15 protein-coding genes and 1 tRNA gene are annotated in these 18,357 nt (G+C 56.2%); 12 read left to right on the forward strand and 4 right to left on the reverse strand.

Annotation, left to right across the window (positions count from 1 at the left end; all coding sequences use genetic code 11):
• Positions 1–33: 33 nt before the first annotated feature.
• From ACR0KG_RS07930 to miaA, 4 genes are all read right to left on the reverse strand, one after another.
• Complete coding sequence (locus ACR0KG_RS07930) at positions 34–1,497, reverse strand: ABC transporter permease (RefSeq protein ID WP_480826936.1); 1,464 nt, start codon at positions 1,495–1,497, stop codon at positions 34–36.
• 13 nt (positions 1,498–1,510) lie between these two features.
• Complete coding sequence (locus ACR0KG_RS07935) at positions 1,511–2,557, reverse strand: ABC transporter permease (protein ID WP_480826937.1); 1,047 nt, start codon at positions 2,555–2,557, stop codon at positions 1,511–1,513.
• A 124-nt stretch (positions 2,558–2,681) separates the two neighbouring features.
• Positions 2,682–4,352, reverse strand: coding sequence for an ABC transporter substrate-binding protein (locus ACR0KG_RS07940; RefSeq protein WP_480826938.1), 1,671 nt, complete (start codon positions 4,350–4,352; stop codon positions 2,682–2,684).
• A gap of 369 nt (positions 4,353–4,721) precedes the next feature.
• Entirely contained in the window at positions 4,722–5,615 is an 894-nt protein-coding gene (gene miaA, locus ACR0KG_RS07945; RefSeq protein ID WP_480547221.1) for a tRNA (adenosine(37)-N6)-dimethylallyltransferase MiaA, read from the reverse strand.
• A gap of 97 nt (positions 5,616–5,712) precedes the next feature.
• Between miaA and pyrH the strand changes: the two genes are divergently transcribed.
• The 12 genes from pyrH (at position 5,713) to ACR0KG_RS08005 (ending at position 18,354) form a co-directional block, all read left to right on the forward strand.
• On the forward strand, positions 5,713–6,456 hold the full coding sequence (gene pyrH, locus ACR0KG_RS07950; RefSeq protein ID WP_353007164.1) for a UMP kinase: 744 nt from the start codon (positions 5,713–5,715) through the stop codon (positions 6,454–6,456).
• 42 nt (positions 6,457–6,498) lie between these two features.
• Positions 6,499–7,725 (forward strand): aminotransferase class V-fold PLP-dependent enzyme, encoded by a 1,227-nt coding sequence (locus tag ACR0KG_RS07955; protein WP_480547223.1) that lies wholly within the window; start codon positions 6,499–6,501, stop codon positions 7,723–7,725.
• 48 nt (positions 7,726–7,773) lie between these two features.
• Complete coding sequence (locus ACR0KG_RS07960) at positions 7,774–9,198, forward strand: cryptochrome/photolyase family protein (RefSeq protein ID WP_480826939.1); 1,425 nt, start codon at positions 7,774–7,776, stop codon at positions 9,196–9,198.
• 69 nt (positions 9,199–9,267) lie between these two features.
• Positions 9,268–10,476: a class I SAM-dependent methyltransferase gene (locus ACR0KG_RS07965; RefSeq protein WP_480542908.1), complete on the forward strand. Its 1,209-nt coding sequence runs from the start codon at positions 9,268–9,270 to the stop codon at positions 10,474–10,476.
• A gap of 15 nt (positions 10,477–10,491) precedes the next feature.
• Positions 10,492–10,932, forward strand: a complete 441-nt coding sequence (locus ACR0KG_RS07970; protein ID WP_480542910.1) for a TrgA family protein — start codon at positions 10,492–10,494, stop codon at positions 10,930–10,932.
• A gap of 28 nt (positions 10,933–10,960) precedes the next feature.
• Positions 10,961–12,076: an NUDIX domain-containing protein gene (locus ACR0KG_RS07975; RefSeq protein WP_480826940.1), complete on the forward strand. Its 1,116-nt coding sequence runs from the start codon at positions 10,961–10,963 to the stop codon at positions 12,074–12,076.
• Between the two features lie 68 nt (positions 12,077–12,144).
• Positions 12,145–13,179, forward strand: coding sequence for a cysteine synthase A (locus ACR0KG_RS07980; protein WP_170530120.1), 1,035 nt, complete (start codon positions 12,145–12,147; stop codon positions 13,177–13,179).
• Positions 13,179–15,599, forward strand: coding sequence for a DUF3772 domain-containing protein (locus ACR0KG_RS07985; RefSeq protein ID WP_480826941.1), 2,421 nt, complete (start codon positions 13,179–13,181; stop codon positions 15,597–15,599). Before ACR0KG_RS07980 ends, ACR0KG_RS07985 begins: the two co-directional genes overlap by 1 nt.
• 90 nt (positions 15,600–15,689) lie before the next feature.
• Positions 15,690–15,779 (forward strand) — tRNA-Ser (locus ACR0KG_RS07990).
• Positions 15,780–15,926: 147 nt separating this feature from the next.
• Positions 15,927–16,793, forward strand: coding sequence for an urea carboxylase-associated family protein (locus ACR0KG_RS07995; protein WP_480547235.1), 867 nt, complete (start codon positions 15,927–15,929; stop codon positions 16,791–16,793).
• Positions 16,794–16,930: 137 nt separating this feature from the next.
• A complete protein-coding gene (locus ACR0KG_RS08000) occupies positions 16,931–17,299 on the forward strand; it encodes a group I truncated hemoglobin (protein WP_480542917.1) in 369 nt (122 codons plus the stop codon).
• Positions 17,296–18,354 (forward strand): adenylate/guanylate cyclase domain-containing protein, encoded by a 1,059-nt coding sequence (locus tag ACR0KG_RS08005; RefSeq protein WP_480826942.1) that lies wholly within the window; start codon positions 17,296–17,298, stop codon positions 18,352–18,354. Before ACR0KG_RS08000 ends, ACR0KG_RS08005 begins: the two co-directional genes overlap by 4 nt.
• Positions 18,355–18,357 lie beyond the last annotated feature (3 nt).

The raw sequence follows: 18,357 nt of genomic DNA on the forward strand, positions 1-18,357 counted from the left end.
GTCCGGGGGGCTGGCCCCCCGGCCACAGTCACATCAGTCCTTCAGACTTTCTTCGCGCAGACCGTCCGCCAACAGGTTCAAACCCAGAACCAGTGACAACAGCGCCAACGCAGGCGGTAGGGCGGGGTGCAGATAGATCGACAGAAGCTTGCGCCCCTCATTGATCGTGGATCCCCAATCCGGGCTTTCGGGCGGCAAGCCCAACCCGAAGAAACCCAAAGTCCCCAGAAGGATGGTTGTATAGCCAATCCGCAGACAGAAATCGACGATCAGCGGACCACGCGCGTTGGGCAGGATTTCCCACAGCATGATATACCACGGACCTTCGCCACGCGTTTGCGCCGCCGCCACATAGTCGCGGGTCTTGATATCCAGCGCCAGGCCCCGAACGATCCGGAATACGGTCGGAGAGTTCACAAAGACCACTGACACGAACACCACGAGAATGCCGCCCGGAATATCGAACAGGTCCAGATAGGTGGGCAGACCCCAGATGCGATAGCTATCCGTATTGATGATATGACCGCCGGTCGAAATCAGCGACAGATACAACCACAAGGCCACACCCAAAACACCGATCAGAAGAGGTGTGCGGAAATTCGGACGCGTGTAGTAGCGCGAATTCAACAGAACACCCAGGAAGATGATCGGGAAGATGAACAAGACGGCTGCCATATAGTTCGGAACACCTGTTGCCACGATCTCGGGCGTGACCAGCAGGTAGAACAGCAGGATCACCGGGAAGGCTAGGATCAAGTTCGCCAAGAACGACAGCAGAGTATCCAGCCGACCGCCGTAATACCCCGCAGGCAGGCCCAGGGTGATACCAACCATGAAGGCAAACATCGTTGCCAGCGGTGCAATCTGCACCACGATCCAGGCACCTTTGACCATCCGGCTAAAGACGTCGCGCGCCAGATTGTCGCCGCCCAGCAGGTACCAGGCGTATTGGCCATCCTCGATGCTGGAGAGCGGAGTACCCGGCACCTTGTTTTTCATACCCGATAACTGTGCCAGCGGATCATGGGTGACGATCATGTCGACGGCCCCGAATATCCCGGTAAAGACCCAGAACATGACCAAGCCAAAGCCAATCATGCCAATGGGGCTGTCGAACAGCTTGCCATAAAGACCCAGCTTGCGTTTGAAGGCGATCGACATGGCATAAAGCAGGATCAGCGAAAGCCAGACAGGTAGAAATTGCTGAGACATGGCGCCGATGATGCCTGCGCCCGTGCCCATCACAATGCCGAGCACGATATAGGCAACTGCGATCCCGACACTGGCGAGGAAGCTATAGCGCAACGACGCGCCGATCAGGTTTCTCAAGCCCGAACTTGAGGTCAGCGTACCATCGGGGTTCACGGTCATCTGATCCTCTGGCAGCACGATGCTGGCCAGCATCCAGACCACGATTGACAAGATCATCAGCCCCAAAGCCAGGGCCAATAGCGGGTTCAGGAAGGCGATAGAGCCGGTCCAGGTTAGTGGTTCCATATCCTATCCCTCCTTATGAAATGCGGATGCGTGGGTTGAGGTAGACATAGCCGATATCCGAGATCAGCTGCGTTATCAGCACCACAAAGACCGACACGACCGAGATTGCCAGCAACAGCTGGATGTCATTGTTGCCTGCCGCTTGCACCAGCGCCCAGCCAAAGCCTTTGTAGTTGAACAGGGTCTCGACGATCACGACACCATTCAGCAGCCATGGGAACTGTAGCATGATAACGGTGAAGGGTGCGATCAGCGCGTTGCGCAGCGCGTGTTTCATGACGATGTTCGGGAACGAAACACCCTTCAGGCGCGCGGTGCGGATGTATTGCGCCGTCATCACCTCGGTCATCGAGGCGCGGGTCATGCGGGCGATATAGCCCATACCGTAAAGCGCAATGGTCAGCACCGGCAGGAAGAAGTTCTCAAAGGTCGGGTTTTCCATCGCTTGCGTGGCCGTGCCCTTGAACCATTTCAATCCAACAGCGGATGAGGTGAAGATGGCGATGAAGATCACGCCCGACACATATTCCGGTGTCGCTGTGGTGGTGATGGCAAAGGTCGAAAGTGTCCGGTCCGTGGCCGATCCTTCCTTCATCCCCGCCAGGATACCCAGGATCAGCGCGGACGGGACCATCAGCAGCATCACCCAGAACATCAACCGACCCGTCAAAGCCAGGCGGCTACCAACAACGGCTGAAACCTCATCTTTGAAGACCGTCGAATATCCCCAATATCCTTGCAGGATACCGCAGAAATTAGGCGACTCTTCGGCGGTTTTCCCGGGCAGAATGCATCGGCCCTGAACAGTGCCGTCCTCATTCGTATGCCGGTACGAAGGCAAAACCCCCAACCATTCACCGTATTTGATCGGCGTGGATTGCAGATAGCCGCCTTTTTCCAAAAAGCTCTCAACCTGCTCATCCGACATGCGGAAATTGCCCTGCGTTTTCGCGAGCTTTTCGAGATTTGGATAGAGGTTCGTCAGAAAGAAGACCAAGAACGTCAGGCACAATGCAGTCAAAAGCATGATGCCCACGCGTCTTAGGATAAATAGTCCCATGTTAACCCCTGTTGGTAGGCTGGCGTGATTGCCGTTTGGCTTCACGCGTAGCTGTTTTTATGGTCGCCGCAGTCAGGACGAAAAGGCCGCGCCAATGTGGCGCGGCCTTGTGTTTAGCGTTGGCTCAGGACAAGAGGCCGAACTTGTAGATCTGAGGCAGGTCCGCGATGTGCTTTTCGACACCCACCATGTTATCGCGGTGGTGGCGCATTGCTGTTCGCCAGTAAGGCTGAATAGTCACGCCTTCATCGATCATGATCGCCTGCAGTTTGGCCATCACCTCACGACGTCTGTCGACATCAGCGATCGAGTTTGCCTCGGCCAGCAGCGTATCGAACTCCTCATTCGCAAAGCCCGATTCATTCCAGGCAACACCTGATTTGTAGGCCAGCGCCAGAACCTGTGTACCCAACGGGCGGTGGTTCCAGTTGGTCGACGAGAACGCATATTTGGTCCAGTCGTTCCAGAAGGTCGATCCCGGCAAAACGGTATGCTTGGCCTTGATGCCCGCATCGTTCAGCTGAGCGACAACAGCAGCGGTGGTGTTCCGGCGCCAGTCGTCGTCGATGGATTGAACCTCGTGCTCGAAATCACCCATGCCCGCTTCGTCCATCAGCGCCTTGGCACCTGCCGGATCGTAAGGAATACGGGTCACGGCCGAGTCATGCTCGGGGTGCATCGGGCCCACATGGCAGTTGTCGGCTGGGATACCGTATCCAGACATACCCAGTTCCAGGCAAACCTCGTTGTCCACGGCCATCGCAAGGGCCTGACGGACCCGTTTGTCGCCATAGATCTTGTTGCCATTGCCATCTTCGGCCAACTGGTTGGGGCGGATAACGATAGTAAAGCCCGACGGAATTTCCGAACGAACCAGGCCGATACCGTCGAAGATATCAACGAATTCCCCAACCGATTCCCAGTTCATGTCGATCTCTTCGGCCTCATACGCGGCCAGGAAGGCGGCCGGGTCGGTGCCGTAGTCGATGAACTCGATCCGGTCGATATAGCCGCCCTTGCCGGCCTCGTAGCCCCACCAATCATGGCCTTCGTTGCGGACCAGAACGCCCTTTACGCCCACTTCGTGGCTTTCGGGCAGCATGAAGCCTGTTCCGACCGGGTTGCTCAGCATGTCATTGGCGTCAAAGCTGCTGTGCACGATGGCGGCTGGATAGTCGGCCATGCCCGGAATGATGGTGATGTCCGGGGCGTTACATTTCAGCTTAACCGTATGGCTGTCGACGACGGTGATCGCGCCATCGGCTGCTTTCTGTGTGTCCGCATTTGCCAGCGAAGCCATCCGTGCGGCCATCGAGTTGCCTTCGACCGTTGCATCACACCATGCGGTGATGTTGCGCGCCACGTCGTCGGCAGTGAAGTCGTCGCCATTGTTCCACTTCACACCCTTACGCACGTTCAGCGTATATTCGGTTGCGTCGTCATTGGCTTCCCAGCTTTCCAAAAGCATGGGTTTGAACGTACCGTCGTTGTTGTATTCGACCAGATACTCCAACCAACCTGCAGTGAACGTGGCGATCTGTGTCCAGTCATATGTGCGCGGATCCTTGAGCGCGCGCACTTCCATTTGATAGCGAATGGTGCCGCCGCGCGGAGGTTCTTGAGCAGCCGCAGGTGTTTGCAGGCCGATCATGCCATAGGCTGTGGGTACGGCAACACCCAGCGCGGTTGCCCGCGCCATAAACTCGCGGCGGCTGAGTTTACCGTCGCGGCATTCCTGAGCGTGCATCTCGGCCGCCCAGTGAACATTTGCTCCGGTAGTTGATTGATTTGCCATTAACTCTTCTCCCTGAGTTACAGTTTTTTTTGATGTGATGATTCAGATTACGCGGCGCATTTTGCGCCGTCAGGTAATTCTATGGGTCTCGTTTTTTGGATTCTGTCTCTCCCCATGGGCGTATTCGGCACCAGAAAAATGGCAGCGTCAATGTTCGAATTCGTCATCCAAGGTACAAAAACGACATCATTTGCCCTTCGGAACGGGCTGTTTCCGGTAACGGGCGGAGGTGATTGTTTTGTTAATAACCGGATTCAAGCGGGCTCTGGATGCCGCTTGTGTCGATTTAAGGTGACGTTTGGCCTAAGGGGCCAACATGGAAGACGCTGATTCTATCTGCGAGAAGGCCCATGACAAACTCGCGTCATATCACTTTGAGATATATAGCCGATTCCAGTTCTTCATTCGGGCCCGAAACCAGGTGCGCTGTCGTTTTGCGAATTGTCGGGTTGAGATGGTGGCGCGCTCGCGGGCTTGGTCCAAGGTCATCTGATCCTCTAGAAACGACATCAACTCGGGTACGCCGATCGCCTTGAAGGCTGGCAACGCAGGATCGAAGCGTTCGCGCATGGCCGCCACTTCGTCCAAAGCGCCTTTTTCCAGCATTTGATCAAACCGAAGGACGATCCGATTCAGCAGCCACGCTTTATCGACGTCAAAGACCAATGGGGTACAGTCCTCGATCTGCAAGACCGGCGGCGGAGTATCCGCCTGCCAGGAGTTCAGGCTGCGACCGGTGGCACGCTGAACCTCCCACGCGCGCTGGACGCGCGCGCGGTTGTTGGTGTCGAGCCCGGCCAAGGTAACCGCATCTAGGTCATTGATCAGGTCTGACAGGGGCAGTTGATCCGCCTGTTGCCGAACCTCGGGCGGAGTAGCAGGGATTTCTGCCATGCCTTCGGTCAGGGCTGTAAAGTAAAGCCCGGTACCGCCAACAATAATAGGGCGCTCATCGCCCGAAAGCATCGGCGTGACCTCACGCAGCCAATGTCCGGTGGAATAACTTTGGTCATGGGCGACGTGACCATACAGCTTGTGCGGCGCGCGCGCCTCGTCCTGAGCCGATGGTCTGGCCGAGATGACTTGCCAGCAGTCATAGACCTGGCTGGCATCCGCATTGACGATGACCCCCCCAAAGGTTTCGGCAATCCGCAACGCAAGCTCGGATTTTCCCGATGCGGTTGGGCCTGCGATCAGAACGGGTTTGCCGTCTTCGATTGGGGGCAAATCGTTCCAAATCTGTGCTTGGGTGTGCTGGGCCATACCGGGGTGTCTTATTCCTGACCAACCGCATTGAACCTGCGGAGGTTTTGCTTCATTTTGCGCCGGAAAATAAACCCGTGCCAGCCCGGAGCGCAATATGAGCCTGACCTCATCCACCGACATCACGAAACCCAAGTATAACCGCGTTATGCTGAAGATTTCTGGCGAGGCGCTGATGGGGGATCAGGGATTCGGCCTGCACCCGCCAACTGTGCAGCGCATCGCGCAAGAAGTGAAGTCGGTCCATGATCTGGGCGTTGAGATTTGCATGGTGATCGGCGGGGGTAACATCTTCCGCGGCCTCAGCGGCTCAGCTCAAGGGATGGAGCGGACAACGGCAGACTACATGGGCATGCTGGCCACCGTCATGAATGCGCTGGGGATGCAGTCGGCGCTGGAAGAGATCGGGGTGTTCACCCGTGTGATCTCTGCCATTCGCATGGATGAGGTATGCGAGCCCTATATCCGCCGTCGCGCCGTGCGACATCTGGAAAAGAAACGGGTTTGCATCTTTGCCGCCGGAACCGGCAATCCCTATTTCACCACCGATACCGCCGCGACCCTGCGCGCCAATGAGATGGCCTGTCAGGCGATATTCATGGGCAAGAACGGGGTCGATGGTGTATACGACAAAGACCCCAAAGAGCACGCGGATGCCGTGCGCTATGACACGGTCAGCTATGATGACGTTCTGGCGAAACGCTTGCGGGTCATGGATGCCTCGGCCATTGCGTTGGCGCGGGACAATAACCTGCCGTTGATCGTGTTTGGACTGGATGAGCCCGGCGGCTTCCGGGGCATTCTGGCCGGTGAGGGGACCTATACCAAGGTTCAGGGCTGACGCTGCGCGATCAATCGAAAACACATAGGGGAGGGACCGACCATGCCACCGTTGGATATTGATTTCGTGCGGGCGCAATTCCCAGCCTTTTCCGAATCCGGTTTGCAGGGGCAGGCTTTCTTTGAAAACGCGGGCGGGTCGTATACCTGCCAGCCCGTCATCGACCGGCTGACCCGGTTCTACACCCAGCGCAAGGTTCAACCCTATGCGCCGTTTGAGGTCAGTCAGCTCGCGGGCGCCGAGATGGACGAGGCGCGCGCCCGACTCGCCGCCATTCTGGGCGTTGAGACAGACGAGCTGAGCTTTGGCCCGTCGACCACGCAAAACACCTATGTTCTGGCGCAGGCCTTCCGGCAATGGCTGAAACCGGGTGAGGCGATAGTGGTCACCAATCAGGATCACGAGGCAAATTCCGGGCCCTGGCGGCGGCTTGCGGATGCCGGGGTCGAGGTGCGGGAATGGCAGATCGATCCTAACACCGGCGCGCTGGACCCTAAGGACCTTGAGAACCTTCTGGATGAGAAGGTGCGCCTTGTCTGTTTTCCGCATTGCTCCAACGTGGTGGGTGAAATCAACCCGGTGACCGAAATCACCGCGATCGCCCATGCCGCAGGCGCGTTTGTCTGTGTCGACGGCGTCTCTTATGCGCCGCACGGGCTGCCGAATGTTGGCGATCTTGGGCCGGATATCTACCTGTTTTCCGCCTACAAGACCTATGGCCCGCATCAGGGCTGTATGGTCATTCGGCGGGGGCTGGGCGAGCTGTTGCCCAATCAGGCACATTATTTCAACGGTGATGTCCTGTACAAACGGTTCACACCGGCTGGGCCAGACCACGCGCAGATTGCAGCGAGCGCCGGGATGGCCGACTACATCGAACAACTTTGTCTGCATCACGGTGGCCCAAAACAAGGCGCGGCAGAGCAAGGTGCATTTGTGCATGACCTGATGCGCGCCCATGAAGAAGCGTTGCTGCAACCGGTTTTGGATGCTTTGAAAACCCGTAACACCGTGCGTCTGATCGGCCCCTCGGATGCAACGCGCCGCGCACCGACGGTTGCACTTTCGTTAGGACGGCCAGCAGAGCCTGTTGCTGCGGAGCTGGCGAAATATGGTGTAATGGCTGGTGGAAGCGATTTCTACGCGGTGCGCCCGTTACAGGCGATGGGTGTCGATCCGGCTATGGGTGTCCTGAGGGTCAGCTTCACGCATTACACTTCACAACAGGAAATTGATCAATTACTGGAGGCGCTTGACCGCGTTTTGTGATCCACTTTCAGACCTGTTTCGTAGTGCGAAGAAAACAACAGGCTGGCTATGTCGTCACAGCACTCTCCGATCATCGTTTGGTTTCGCAGGGATTTGCGCCTGTCCGATCATCCGGCGCTGTCCGCTGCTGCGCAAACAGGTCGCCCAGTGGTGCCGGTATACATCCTTGATCCTTTGGCCGAAGCGCTGGGGGCCGCCCCTAAATGGCGTTTGGGTCTGGGGTTGGATGCCTTTTCCCAAAGCTTAGAACAGATTGGCAGCCGTCTGATCTTTCGGCGCGGCGATGCGTTGGCGCAGTTGCGCGCGGTGATTGCCGAGACAGGGGCGTCCGAGATTTACTGGTCTCGCGCTTACGATCCGGATGCGATTGCACGTGATACCAACATAAAGACGAAGCTCACCGAGGATGGCGTATGCGCGAAGTCCTTCTCAGGTCATCTGTTGTTCGAACCCTGGACCGTTGCCACCAAAACCGGACAACCGTTTCGCGTGTTCACGCCGATGTGGCGCGCGGTGCAGGGGAGAGACCTGCCAGAGTCTGATGCGGCCGTCACGCGCCTGACCGCACCGTCGCACTGGCCTCAGAGCGACACCCTGGCTGACTGGAACTTGGCGAGGCCCATGGACCAGGGTGCGCAGATTGTGCGCCCCTATGTCCAGCCCGGCGAAAGCGCCGCATTCGATCATTTGGACGGGTTTCTTGACCGTGTCGCGCGCTATTCTGATGACCGGGATCGGCTGGATATCGATGGGACCTCAAACCTGTCAGAATACCTTTCGCTGGGTGAGATCGGGCCACGGAGCGCATGGCACAGGGTGCAGCGCGCGGCAATGCTGGGGGTTTCGGGTACTGGTAGCTTTCTTAGACAACTGGTGTGGCGCGAGTTCGCCTATCATCTGATGTACCACACGCCGCATCTGCTCAGCGGTAACTGGCGGCCTGAATGGGATGCTTTTTCGTGGAACACAGACGCGGACCACCCCGAGGTGACAGCGTGGAAGAAGGCAAGAACCGGAATTCCGGTGGTCGATGCAGGCCTGCGAGAGATGTATGTGACAGGCCGAATGCACAACCGCGCCCGGATGATTGTTGCAAGCTATTTGACCAAGCATTTGATGACCCATTGGAAGATTGGCATGTGCTGGTTCGAGGATTGCCTGATTGATTGGGACCCGGCCTGCAACGCGATGGGCTGGCAATGGGTGGCCGGATCGGGCCCCGATGCCGCGCCGTTCTTCCGTATCTTCAATCCGCTGACCCAGCAGGAAAAGTTTGATCCGCAAGGCAAATATCTGGATCGCTGGATCGCCGAAGATCGTTCGAACCCAACCCCTACGGCCCTGTCATATTTCGATGCGGTTCCCCGGTCCTGGGGGCTGGATGCAAGGCAATCCTATCCGCCGCCTGTTGTTGAACTGGCCGAAGGCCGCGCCCGTGCTCTGTCTGCGTATGACAGCCGAAAAAACCAGTAAGGAACTGAAAACTTGCAAGAAACAAAAACCCGTCCTAGCCTGCATCAAACACCGCAGAGGGGAGAGCGGATGACCCTGACATCGACCGAGGGGCAGAAAGACCTGCCCAGATATTTTGCTCAAGTTTTCAAAATGCTCGGCAAGATGGAGGCCGGGCGATTGGACATCACACTGCCTGACGGGCGTGTGTTTCGGACCGAAGGTGCAAAACCGGGCCCTATTGCCGCCGTAGAAATTCATGATCCCGATGTATTTGCACGCTTGATCCGCGAAGGCGAGCTTGGATTCTCGGACGCTTATTTAGAAGGGCATTGGAGCACGCCGGACCTACGTTCTTTCATGGATTTGGTGCATCTGGGCTCGGAAACGGTTTATGACGGGTTTACGGGCAAATTCCTTGTTCAGGCCTATGAACGTTTGCGGTTCTGGTTGCATCGGAACAACCGGGCTCAGGCCAAGAAAAACATCTCGTATCATTACGATCTGGGGAATGATTTCTACGGTCTTTGGCTTGATGATACGATGACCTATTCAAGCGCCTTGTTCGAGACCGGGCAGGAGAGTCTGGAAAAGGCGCAAACCGCCAAATATGCCAGCCTGATTGACGAAATGGGCGTGAAACCCGGTGATCATGTGCTTGAGATCGGATGCGGGTGGGGCGGTTTTGCCGAATATGCCGCGAAAGAGCGTGGCCTTCGGGTCACCGGCCTGACTATCAGTCAAGAACAGTTGAAGTTTGCGCAGCAACGCATGGAAAAGGCTGGGCTTTCCGATATGGTTGATCTGAAGCTGCAGGACTATCGGGATGAAACCGGGCAATATGACGGTATCGCCTCGATCGAGATGTTCGAGGCCGTTGGGCAGAAATACTGGCCTGTCTATTTCGATACGGTGCGCGAGCGGTTGAAACCCGGAGCGCAGGCGACGCTACAGATTATCACAGTTGGCGATCACCGCTGGGACTACTATAAGAATGGCGTTGATTTCATTCAGAAATATATCTTTCCCGGCGGTATGCTGCCATCGCCTACGGTTTTACGTGAGCAAATCGATCTGGCGGGACTAAACTTGGTGCGTTCGAAAGAGTTCGGCAAAAGCTATGACCTGACTTTGCGCCGCTGGTATGACACGTTCAACGCCAAATGGGATCAGATCTCGGACATGGGGTTTGATGAGCGTTTCCGCCGCATGTGGAATTATTATTTGACCGCATGTGGCGCTGCCTTTGACACAGGCAATTGCGATGTGACACAGATCACCATAGCAAAGCCCAGTTAAGGAACGGAATACGCAATGCCCACAGCCGCTCGTCTAGTTGCCGCCCTTTGCCTGGTGGTGGTGGCCTTTCTGGTGTCGACCATGATCATCGAGAATGGCGAAGAGGGCAAAGACTATGGCTACTTCACCCTTGTGAACATTGCGCTGGCCGTTGCCTGTGGGTGGAAGATCATGGGCAAGCGCGCCGGGCGCGGATGGACGGCGGGGATCAACAATGGTCTGACCGGAGTGGCCTCGCTGGTGTTCTGGGCGTTGTTTGTGCAGGGCTGTTACGAGATGTTCCGCCTGGCCATGCGCAACCGGTATGATGGCCCCTTCGAGGCTGTAAAGGCGATCTTCGTGATCGGAGTCGATTATGGAAAGCTTCTGCTGGTGCCTGAAATCCTGATCACCCTAGCCGTTGGGTCTGTTTTGTCTGGGCTTGCAACCGAAATCGCTAGCCGCCGCTGGCGCTGACCCGTCACTCCAAATAGAAAGCCTCTCCGTGTCAGATTTGTTCTTTTACGGCACCCTTCGCTATGTCCCGCTGCTGGAGTGTGTCCTGGGCCGTTCCGCGGAGGATTTGCGCATCACACCAGCAATCCTTGCGGATCACGCTGTTCACGCGGTACAGGGTCAGGATTTCCCGATGATCCAACGCGTATCGGGTGCACAAGCCGACGGCCTGCTGATACGTGGACTAAGCGAGGTCGATCTGGCGCGGTTGTCGTTCTACGAAGGCGGTTTCGACTATGATCTGCAAACGCTGAGCGTTGCTTTGCCAGATGGAACGCCGGCAGAGGCTCAGGTGTTCTTTCCAGCGCCCGGCGTCTGGGTTCCTTCGGGTTTGTGGTCGTTGGAAAGATGGGCCGAAAGACTGGGGCCCGTTACGGCCCTCGCCGCCGAAGAGGAGATGGCCTATTTCGGCAGAGTCGACCCAAAGCAGATGACCCGCAGCATGCCCGCCATCCAAACCCGTGCCTGGGCTAAGCTGTTCGCCCGACAGCGGCGCACTGGTGATCCGCGTGACATCGCGCAGGACGTGATCGTCCACGGACACCGCCGGGCCTATGTCGATTATTTCGGAATGGAGGAGATCCAGCTTCAAATTCGCCAGCATGACGGATCAATGGGGCCGGTTCTGAACCGCAACAGCTTGCTGCAGGGCAGTGCGGTGGTCGTTTTACCTTATGACCCTGTGCGCGATGCGGTCCTGCTGGTCGAACAGTTTCGGACACCGATTTTCCTGATCGAAGACCCAGAACCCTGGATGTGGGAGCCTGTCGCGGGCATGATTGATCCGGGTGAAACACCGGAACAAGCCGCATATCGCGAAGCGCTGGAGGAGGCCGGTGTCACCTTTGACACATTGGAATTTGCAGGCGGGGCTTATTCGTCCAGCGGATCCTCGACCGAGTACCTGTATCTTTATGTCGGACTAGGGGAGTTGACCCAAACCACGGATACGGGCGGTTTGGCGAGCGAAGGCGAAGATATCCGCACCCGGATCGTGCCTTATTCCGAATTCATCGACCTTGTAGACAGCCATGCGTTCAAGGATTTGCCGCTTCTGTCCTTAGCCCATTGGTTGGCCCGCCACCGGGACCGGCTGCGCGGGTGACTATCGCGCTTGTGGTTGCGGCAGCGCGGCTGTAAATCTTGCCTGATACCAAATGACATGAGGGCGCCATGCGCATTGCACGAGACCTTGCCGACGCAGTCGGGAAAACACCGCTGATCCGGCTGAAACGCATCAGTGAAGAGACCGGATGCGAGATCCTCGGCAAGGCCGAGTTCATGAACCCAGGTCAGTCCGTCAAAGACCGCGCGGCGCTTTACATCATTCGCGATGCGGTAGCCCGGGGTGAACTAAAGCCCGGTGGCACGATTGTCGAAGGTACCGCGGGCAATACCGGGATAGGCCTTGCGCTGGTCGGTGCTTCGATGGGGTTCAAGACGGTGATCGTGATCCCCGAAACTCAATCAGAAGAAAAGAAGGACATGCTGCGCCTTGCGGGTGCGCAATTGGTGCAAGTTCCCGCCGCGCCGTATCGCAATCCCAATAACTTTGTCCACTATTCGCGCCGCCTGGCCGAAGAACTGGCCAAGACCGAACCCAATGGCGCGATCTGGGCCAATCAGTTCGACAACGTCGCCAACCGTCAGGCGCATGTGGAAACCACTGGGCCCGAGATTTGGGAACAGACCGACGGCAAGGTGGATGGTTTTGTCTGCGCGGTCGGGTCGGGCGGTACATTGGCCGGTGTGGCGGAAGCGTTGCAGCCCAAAGGCGTGAAGATCGGTCTGGTCGATCCGATGGGCGCGGGGTTGTATTCCTACTACACCACCGGAGAAATCGCGATGGAGGGCGGCTCGATCGCCGAAGGCATCGGGCAGGTGCGCATCACCAAGAACCTCGAAGGGTTTAAACCCGATTTCGCTTATCAGATGACCGACAACGAAGCCTTGCCTTATATCTTCGATCTGCTGCGCGAAGAAGGTCTGGTCATGGGCGGATCAACCGCGATCAATATGGCGGGCGCAGTGCGTCTGGCCAAGGATTTGGGGCCGGGCCATACCATTGTGACCATTCTGTGCGACTACGGCACGCGCTATCAGTCGAAACTGTTCAACCCGGAATTCCTGCGGGAAAAAGAACTGCCGGTGCCTGATTGGATGACCGAAGTTCCCCGTAAAATCCCCGGCGTTTTCGAGGATATCTAATGCTGCAACAGGTCCGCCTGTGTCTGACGCTGCTGATCTTTTGTATGTTCGGGCTCGTTGGCGCGGCTACCGCGCAACTGACCGACAGGCAGAGTGAGTATTATCAGGGTTGGATTAAAACGGCGGACCGTGCCGAGGCGGTGATTGATGCAAACCGAGCATCGAATGCCGCAATGGAGAACTTGCGCTCGGAAATTAACGGATATCGCGAAGATTTTAACAGGGCGCGTGGCGCCAACACAGAGCGGATACAGACGCTTGAAAGCCAGTTAAAGGCCCTGGGCCCCAAGCCTGAAGGCGATGCCTCAGAACCTGAAGACATCGCTGCGTTGCGCGAGCATCTCGAAAACCAGCTCAACAAGCTGCGGGTCCCAAGGATCATATCTGAAGAAGCATTCAGTCGTGCAAACGGGCTGATCGGCGAAATTGATCAGATCCTTCGCGAGCGTCAGAAAAAACAACTGCTTGAAAAAGGGCCGTCTCCGATCAATCCGGTCTATTGGGGTCCGGCGTGGGTGGACGTCAAAGAGGCCTTCCGCAGCCTCATCAATGAAACGGTCGAGAACATGCGAACAGACGTTGTTCGCGAACAGGTCACCGATCGTGGTTTAGGCATCTTTATATTGCTGGTGCTCTCCGCTGTTTTGCTGATCTTTGGTAAGCATTGGTCCGAAAAAGGCGGGGACTATTTGCGCAGGCTCGGCGGCAGGGGTGCAGGCGCATGGACCTTTGTGATTTCTCTGCTTCGGATTGTTCTGCCCTGGATCGGGGTCGTCGCCATCGTGACAGCCATCGACATGACCGATGTTCTTGGTCTGAGGGGTACTTTGCTGCTGGATGAGATTCCCTATTGGGCTGCGATCATTCTGTTTTATGATTGGATTGGCCGTCAGATCTACGTGATGAGCGCAGCGAACGACTTTAAGCGTATTTCCCCTGCCAGAATCACAGAATTGCGCATCTACATTGATCTTCTAGCGATCATGTTGATCCTGCACGAGTTGGCATTGCTGTTCGAGCAGATCGAAAACATTTCTGATGCGACCCGCGCCGTTGTCAGTTTTCCGGTGATCGTGGTCACTGCGCTTTTGCTGCTACGTGTTCGGCAAATTCGAACCAATGACATACGGTCTGAAGGGTCCGATCAGGCGGGCACAGTGCGCAGCGCCGGTTTCACCCAAGTGCTCGAGTTCTTACGCCGCGCAGTTTTCTTGTTGGGTATCACAACGCCTTTTCTGGCGATTTTTGGCTATATCAACGCAGCCGAGGCCATTGTCTTCCCTGCTGTTAAGACACTCATTCTGATCGCTGCATTGGTCATCATCCAACGTTTTATCAGCCAGGTTTATGGCTGGATCACAGGGCAGGGCGATGCCGCGCGGGATTCTTTGTTCGCAGTTTTGGTCGGGTTTGCCCTGTCGATATTGGCGTTGCCGATTTTGGCGATTTACTGGGGCGCGCGTGAAACGGACTTGCTGGAAGTCTGGTCGCGCCTCTTGCAAGGGTTCAACATCGGCGGGATTACAATTTCGCCCAGTAACTTCCTGACCTTTGTCGCCGTATTTGTGATCGGGTATGGGCTGACACGATTGTTGCAAAGCGGGTTGCGAAACTCGTTGCTGCCCAAAACCAGTATCGATCCGGGTGGGCAGAACGCGATTGTCGCAGGTTCAGGCTATGTTGGGATTTTCCTGGCGGCTTTGGTTGCAATCATGGTGGCAGGTTTTGATCTGTCATCGCTTGCTATTGTCGCGGGTGCCCTGTCTGTCGGTATTGGGTTTGGTCTGCAAACTATCGTGTCGAACTTCGTTTCGGGCATAATCCTGTTGGTTGAGCGGCCGATCTCCAAAGGCGACTGGATCGATGTAAACGGAATGATGGGCTATGTGCGCGACATCTCGGTCCGGTCAACGCGGATCGAAACATTTGACCGTACAGATGTGATCGTCCCCAACTCGGACCTGATTTCCGGCGTGGTTACCAACTATACAAGAGGCAATACAATTGGCCGCGTTATCGTGCCCGTGGGTGTCGCCTATGGCACCGATACACAGCAGGTTGAAACGATCCTGGGTGAGATTGCAAACGCACATCCCATGGTTCTGGCGAACCCAGCGCCCAGCGTCGTTTTCCAGGGGTTCGGTGCGGATTCGCTGGATTTTGAAATCCGTGCCATTCTGCGGGATGTGAACTGGGTGCTGTCGGTGAAATCCGACATGAACCACGAAATCAACCGACGCTTCACCGAAGCGGGCATCGAGATTCCGTTCGCTCAGCGTGACCTCTGGCTGCGGAACCCAGAGGTGCTGCAAGCGCAATCGCCTGTTGCCAAGCCTGAGGAGAAACTCAGACAGGCCTCTTCGAAACCCGCCGATCTGACCCAGGCGGACCTGTCTGACGGTGACGGAGATGAGCCTTAGCCCGATTTCAGAGCTGCCTGTGAAAGGTTGAGTTTTCGCGCTATTCGCCCCTTGCAAATCCTCTGACGATGGTTCAAGTATCCCGCTCACGGAGAGGTGGCCGAGTGGTCGAAGGCGCACGCCTGGAAAGTGTGTAGGCGGGAAACCGTCTCCAGGGTTCGAATCCCTGTCTCTCCGCCATCATCCCTTGCTGATAGGAACCTTCGATTGGCGTGTAGGCGGCTTTGGGTATGTGTTTCTTTCAGCAGCTTGATGCAGGCATGGTTGTCGATCAGAAACTAAGCTAACTAGTTACGGAACAATCGGTACTTGGTCCGGAGGTAGCCTATGAAATCTGACAATCCCAAACACGCAGCGCCTTTTGATGCGGCGGCGCGTCAGGCCATTCAGCCGGTCATTTGCTACCCGCCTGACAGCTTGGTGCAGCCCAATCTGAATGGGTTGAAGGCACTGCGCGAAACAGCCCGTAAATCGGCTGAGGTGACAGCTGCGCCGCGCGATGCTGCCTGTATCGACGTGCCTGCCGGTGCCTTTTTCCGGATTGTCTCGGTCGAAGGCCCGCAGGTTGGGGATTTGAACCTGTGGAATACCCATAACCTGTCAGAGCGGTTCTATTCCGGCAAAACCCGCGCGTTGCATGGCACGCATTTGTCGACGGGTGACCGGATGTGGTCCAGCTTTCCTTTCCTGCGCCCGATGGCCACTATCGTTGACGATACGCTGGATTGGTACGGGTTCGACGCTTTTGGTGGCTCTCTCCATGATGTGATTGGCACGCGGTGCGATCCGTACACAGGGCGTTTGCTGTCGGGCCATGACTACCACTATTGCTGCCATTCGAACCTGACACGCACGCTGGCCCAGCATCGTGAACTGCCCTTGCACGAAGCCGAGATGCTTGTACACGATGTACTGAACGTTTTCATGTGCACCGGATTCACACAGGAAACCGGGCAGTATTTCATGAAGGCCAGCCCGGTGCGCCCGGGCGATTATCTTGAATTTTATGCCGAAATCGACGTGACCGTTGGCCTGTCAGCCTGTCCTGGCGGGGATTGTTCGTCAGAGCATTCGTCGGACACCGCCGCGTGCTATCCCTTGCTGATCGAGATCTACGATCCGGGCGATGAAGCGCGATCAGCACATGTGCAACCTGCTGTGTCCGCATATGATCAAACACACGGAACCAGATAGGCGCTGACTCACAATTCGATGTCACGTTTTTCAGCAGATACACAGGTTGCAGGTGCATTGACCCGTTAAACGTTAACAATACCATTAATTTGATGTAGTCTCATGGTGTTATTCAAAGGTAGCACCCGGGTATTCGTGTGGCACAGACGCTTTATGAGAAATACGGTGGTTTCAAAACGATCAGCCGGGTGGTGATGTCATTTTATGAAATGGCGTTAGAGTCCGACCAGATCGGGGACTATTTCGAAGATATCGATATGCCTCGATTGATTGATCATCAGACCAAGTTTGTATCCTCACTAATCGGCGGCCCGGCTTCATTCAGCGATGACAGGATCAAGGCTGTTCACAGCCATCTCAATATTACGCATGCGGATTTTGACGAGATGGCTGCGCTGTTTGGTGAAGCTTTGGAGATGCACGGTGTATCCGCTCAGGATATCCAAACGGCCCTTGGCGCGATTGAAAACAAACGTTCAATCATAGTGGTACGGCACGCTGCATGAGCATTCATGCCATCAATGAACAACTTTTACGCGCGATCGGGGTCGGCGTAGCGATCGTGCGGGCGTCGGACCTGAAGTTTGTCTTTCATAACGGTCCTTTCTCGGAATGGTTCGGCACGCCCGAAAAGAAACAGACGCTTTTGGACCTTATCCCTGACCTTGATCTGCGTGAACTGGATGATGTGAAACAGTCCGGACTACGCTACTCTGTTGAGTTAAAGATCAAACCAAAGCGCCGGACACTGGTCTTTGCGGTCACCGTTTCGCTGACCAATGAACTGTCAGACCAACTGCTGATTGTTGAATGCCAGAACATCACTCGCATTCGTGAGCTTGAAAGCATGATCGACAGCTACTCGACCATGGTAGAGCGCAATACCCGTGAGTTGGAGCGTGAAAAAGAGAGGGTCGAGCGTCTGCTGCTGAACGTCATGCCGCGCGCGGTCTATGAAGAGTTCAAAACCTTCGGCGTTGTGACGCCTCAGTTGTACCAAGAAGTCTCGGTGGTGATGCTGGATTTTGTCGGCTTCACCGATTTCGCCGCCAGAACCGATCCAACTGTCACACTCAGCGAATTAAACGATATATTCACGGCCTTTGATCGGATTGTCGAGCAGTTCGGATGTGAACGGATCAAGACGATTGGCGATGCTTATCTGGCCGTTTCCGGGATGCCGGACGCCACGCCTGATCACGCAACCTCTGTAGCCCATTGCGCCGTGCGCTTTCTGCGATATCTCGAGCGTCGAAATGAAAGCCATCCGCATAAATGGCAGGCCCGGATTGGTCTGGGAATGGGCGCGGCTGTCGGGTCGGTCGTAGGCATTCAGAAATATGTTTACGACGTGTTCGGGCCTGCGGTGAACACAGCTGCGCGTCTTCAGGTCTTTGCAAACCCGATGCATATTGTTGCCCCGGAAGAGATGAAATACGCGTTGATTGACGAGTTTCAAGTGTCGGATATCGGGCGCGTTGCGATCAAGGGAATGGGTGACATGGACCTGATCAATGTCACGTCTGGGCTGAGTGTTCCTCAGGGCAGCGGGCGCATCTGAACC

This window comes from Ruegeria sp. H4 (assembly GCF_056533065.1).

What these genes read in the sequence shown, in the direction of transcription:
- ACR0KG_RS08005 (WP_480826942.1), top strand. Translation starts at nt 17,296, where the DNA reads ATGAGCATTCATGCCATCAATGAACAACTTTTACGCGCGATCGGGGTC.
- ACR0KG_RS07965 (WP_480542908.1), top strand. Translation starts at nt 9,268, where the DNA reads ATGACCCTGACATCGACCGAGGGGCAGAAAGACCTGCCCAGATATTTT.
- ACR0KG_RS07995 (WP_480547235.1), top strand. Translation starts at nt 15,927, where the DNA reads ATGAAATCTGACAATCCCAAACACGCAGCGCCTTTTGATGCGGCGGCG.
- ACR0KG_RS07985 (WP_480826941.1), top strand. Translation starts at nt 13,179, where the DNA reads ATGCTGCAACAGGTCCGCCTGTGTCTGACGCTGCTGATCTTTTGTATG.
- pyrH (WP_353007164.1), top strand. Translation starts at nt 5,713, where the DNA reads ATGAGCCTGACCTCATCCACCGACATCACGAAACCCAAGTATAACCGC.
- ACR0KG_RS07960 (WP_480826939.1), top strand. Translation starts at nt 7,774, where the DNA reads ATGTCGTCACAGCACTCTCCGATCATCGTTTGGTTTCGCAGGGATTTG.
- ACR0KG_RS07980 (WP_170530120.1), top strand. Translation starts at nt 12,145, where the DNA reads ATGCGCATTGCACGAGACCTTGCCGACGCAGTCGGGAAAACACCGCTG.
- ACR0KG_RS07940 (WP_480826938.1), bottom strand. Translation starts at nt 4,352, where the DNA reads ATGGCAAATCAATCAACTACCGGAGCAAATGTTCACTGGGCGGCCGAG.
- miaA (WP_480547221.1), bottom strand. Translation starts at nt 5,615, where the DNA reads ATGGCCCAGCACACCCAAGCACAGATTTGGAACGATTTGCCCCCAATC.
- ACR0KG_RS07935 (WP_480826937.1), bottom strand. Translation starts at nt 2,557, where the DNA reads ATGGGACTATTTATCCTAAGACGCGTGGGCATCATGCTTTTGACTGCA.
- ACR0KG_RS07955 (WP_480547223.1), top strand. Translation starts at nt 6,499, where the DNA reads ATGCCACCGTTGGATATTGATTTCGTGCGGGCGCAATTCCCAGCCTTT.
- ACR0KG_RS07970 (WP_480542910.1), top strand. Translation starts at nt 10,492, where the DNA reads ATGCCCACAGCCGCTCGTCTAGTTGCCGCCCTTTGCCTGGTGGTGGTG.
- ACR0KG_RS07930 (WP_480826936.1), bottom strand. Translation starts at nt 1,497, where the DNA reads ATGGAACCACTAACCTGGACCGGCTCTATCGCCTTCCTGAACCCGCTA.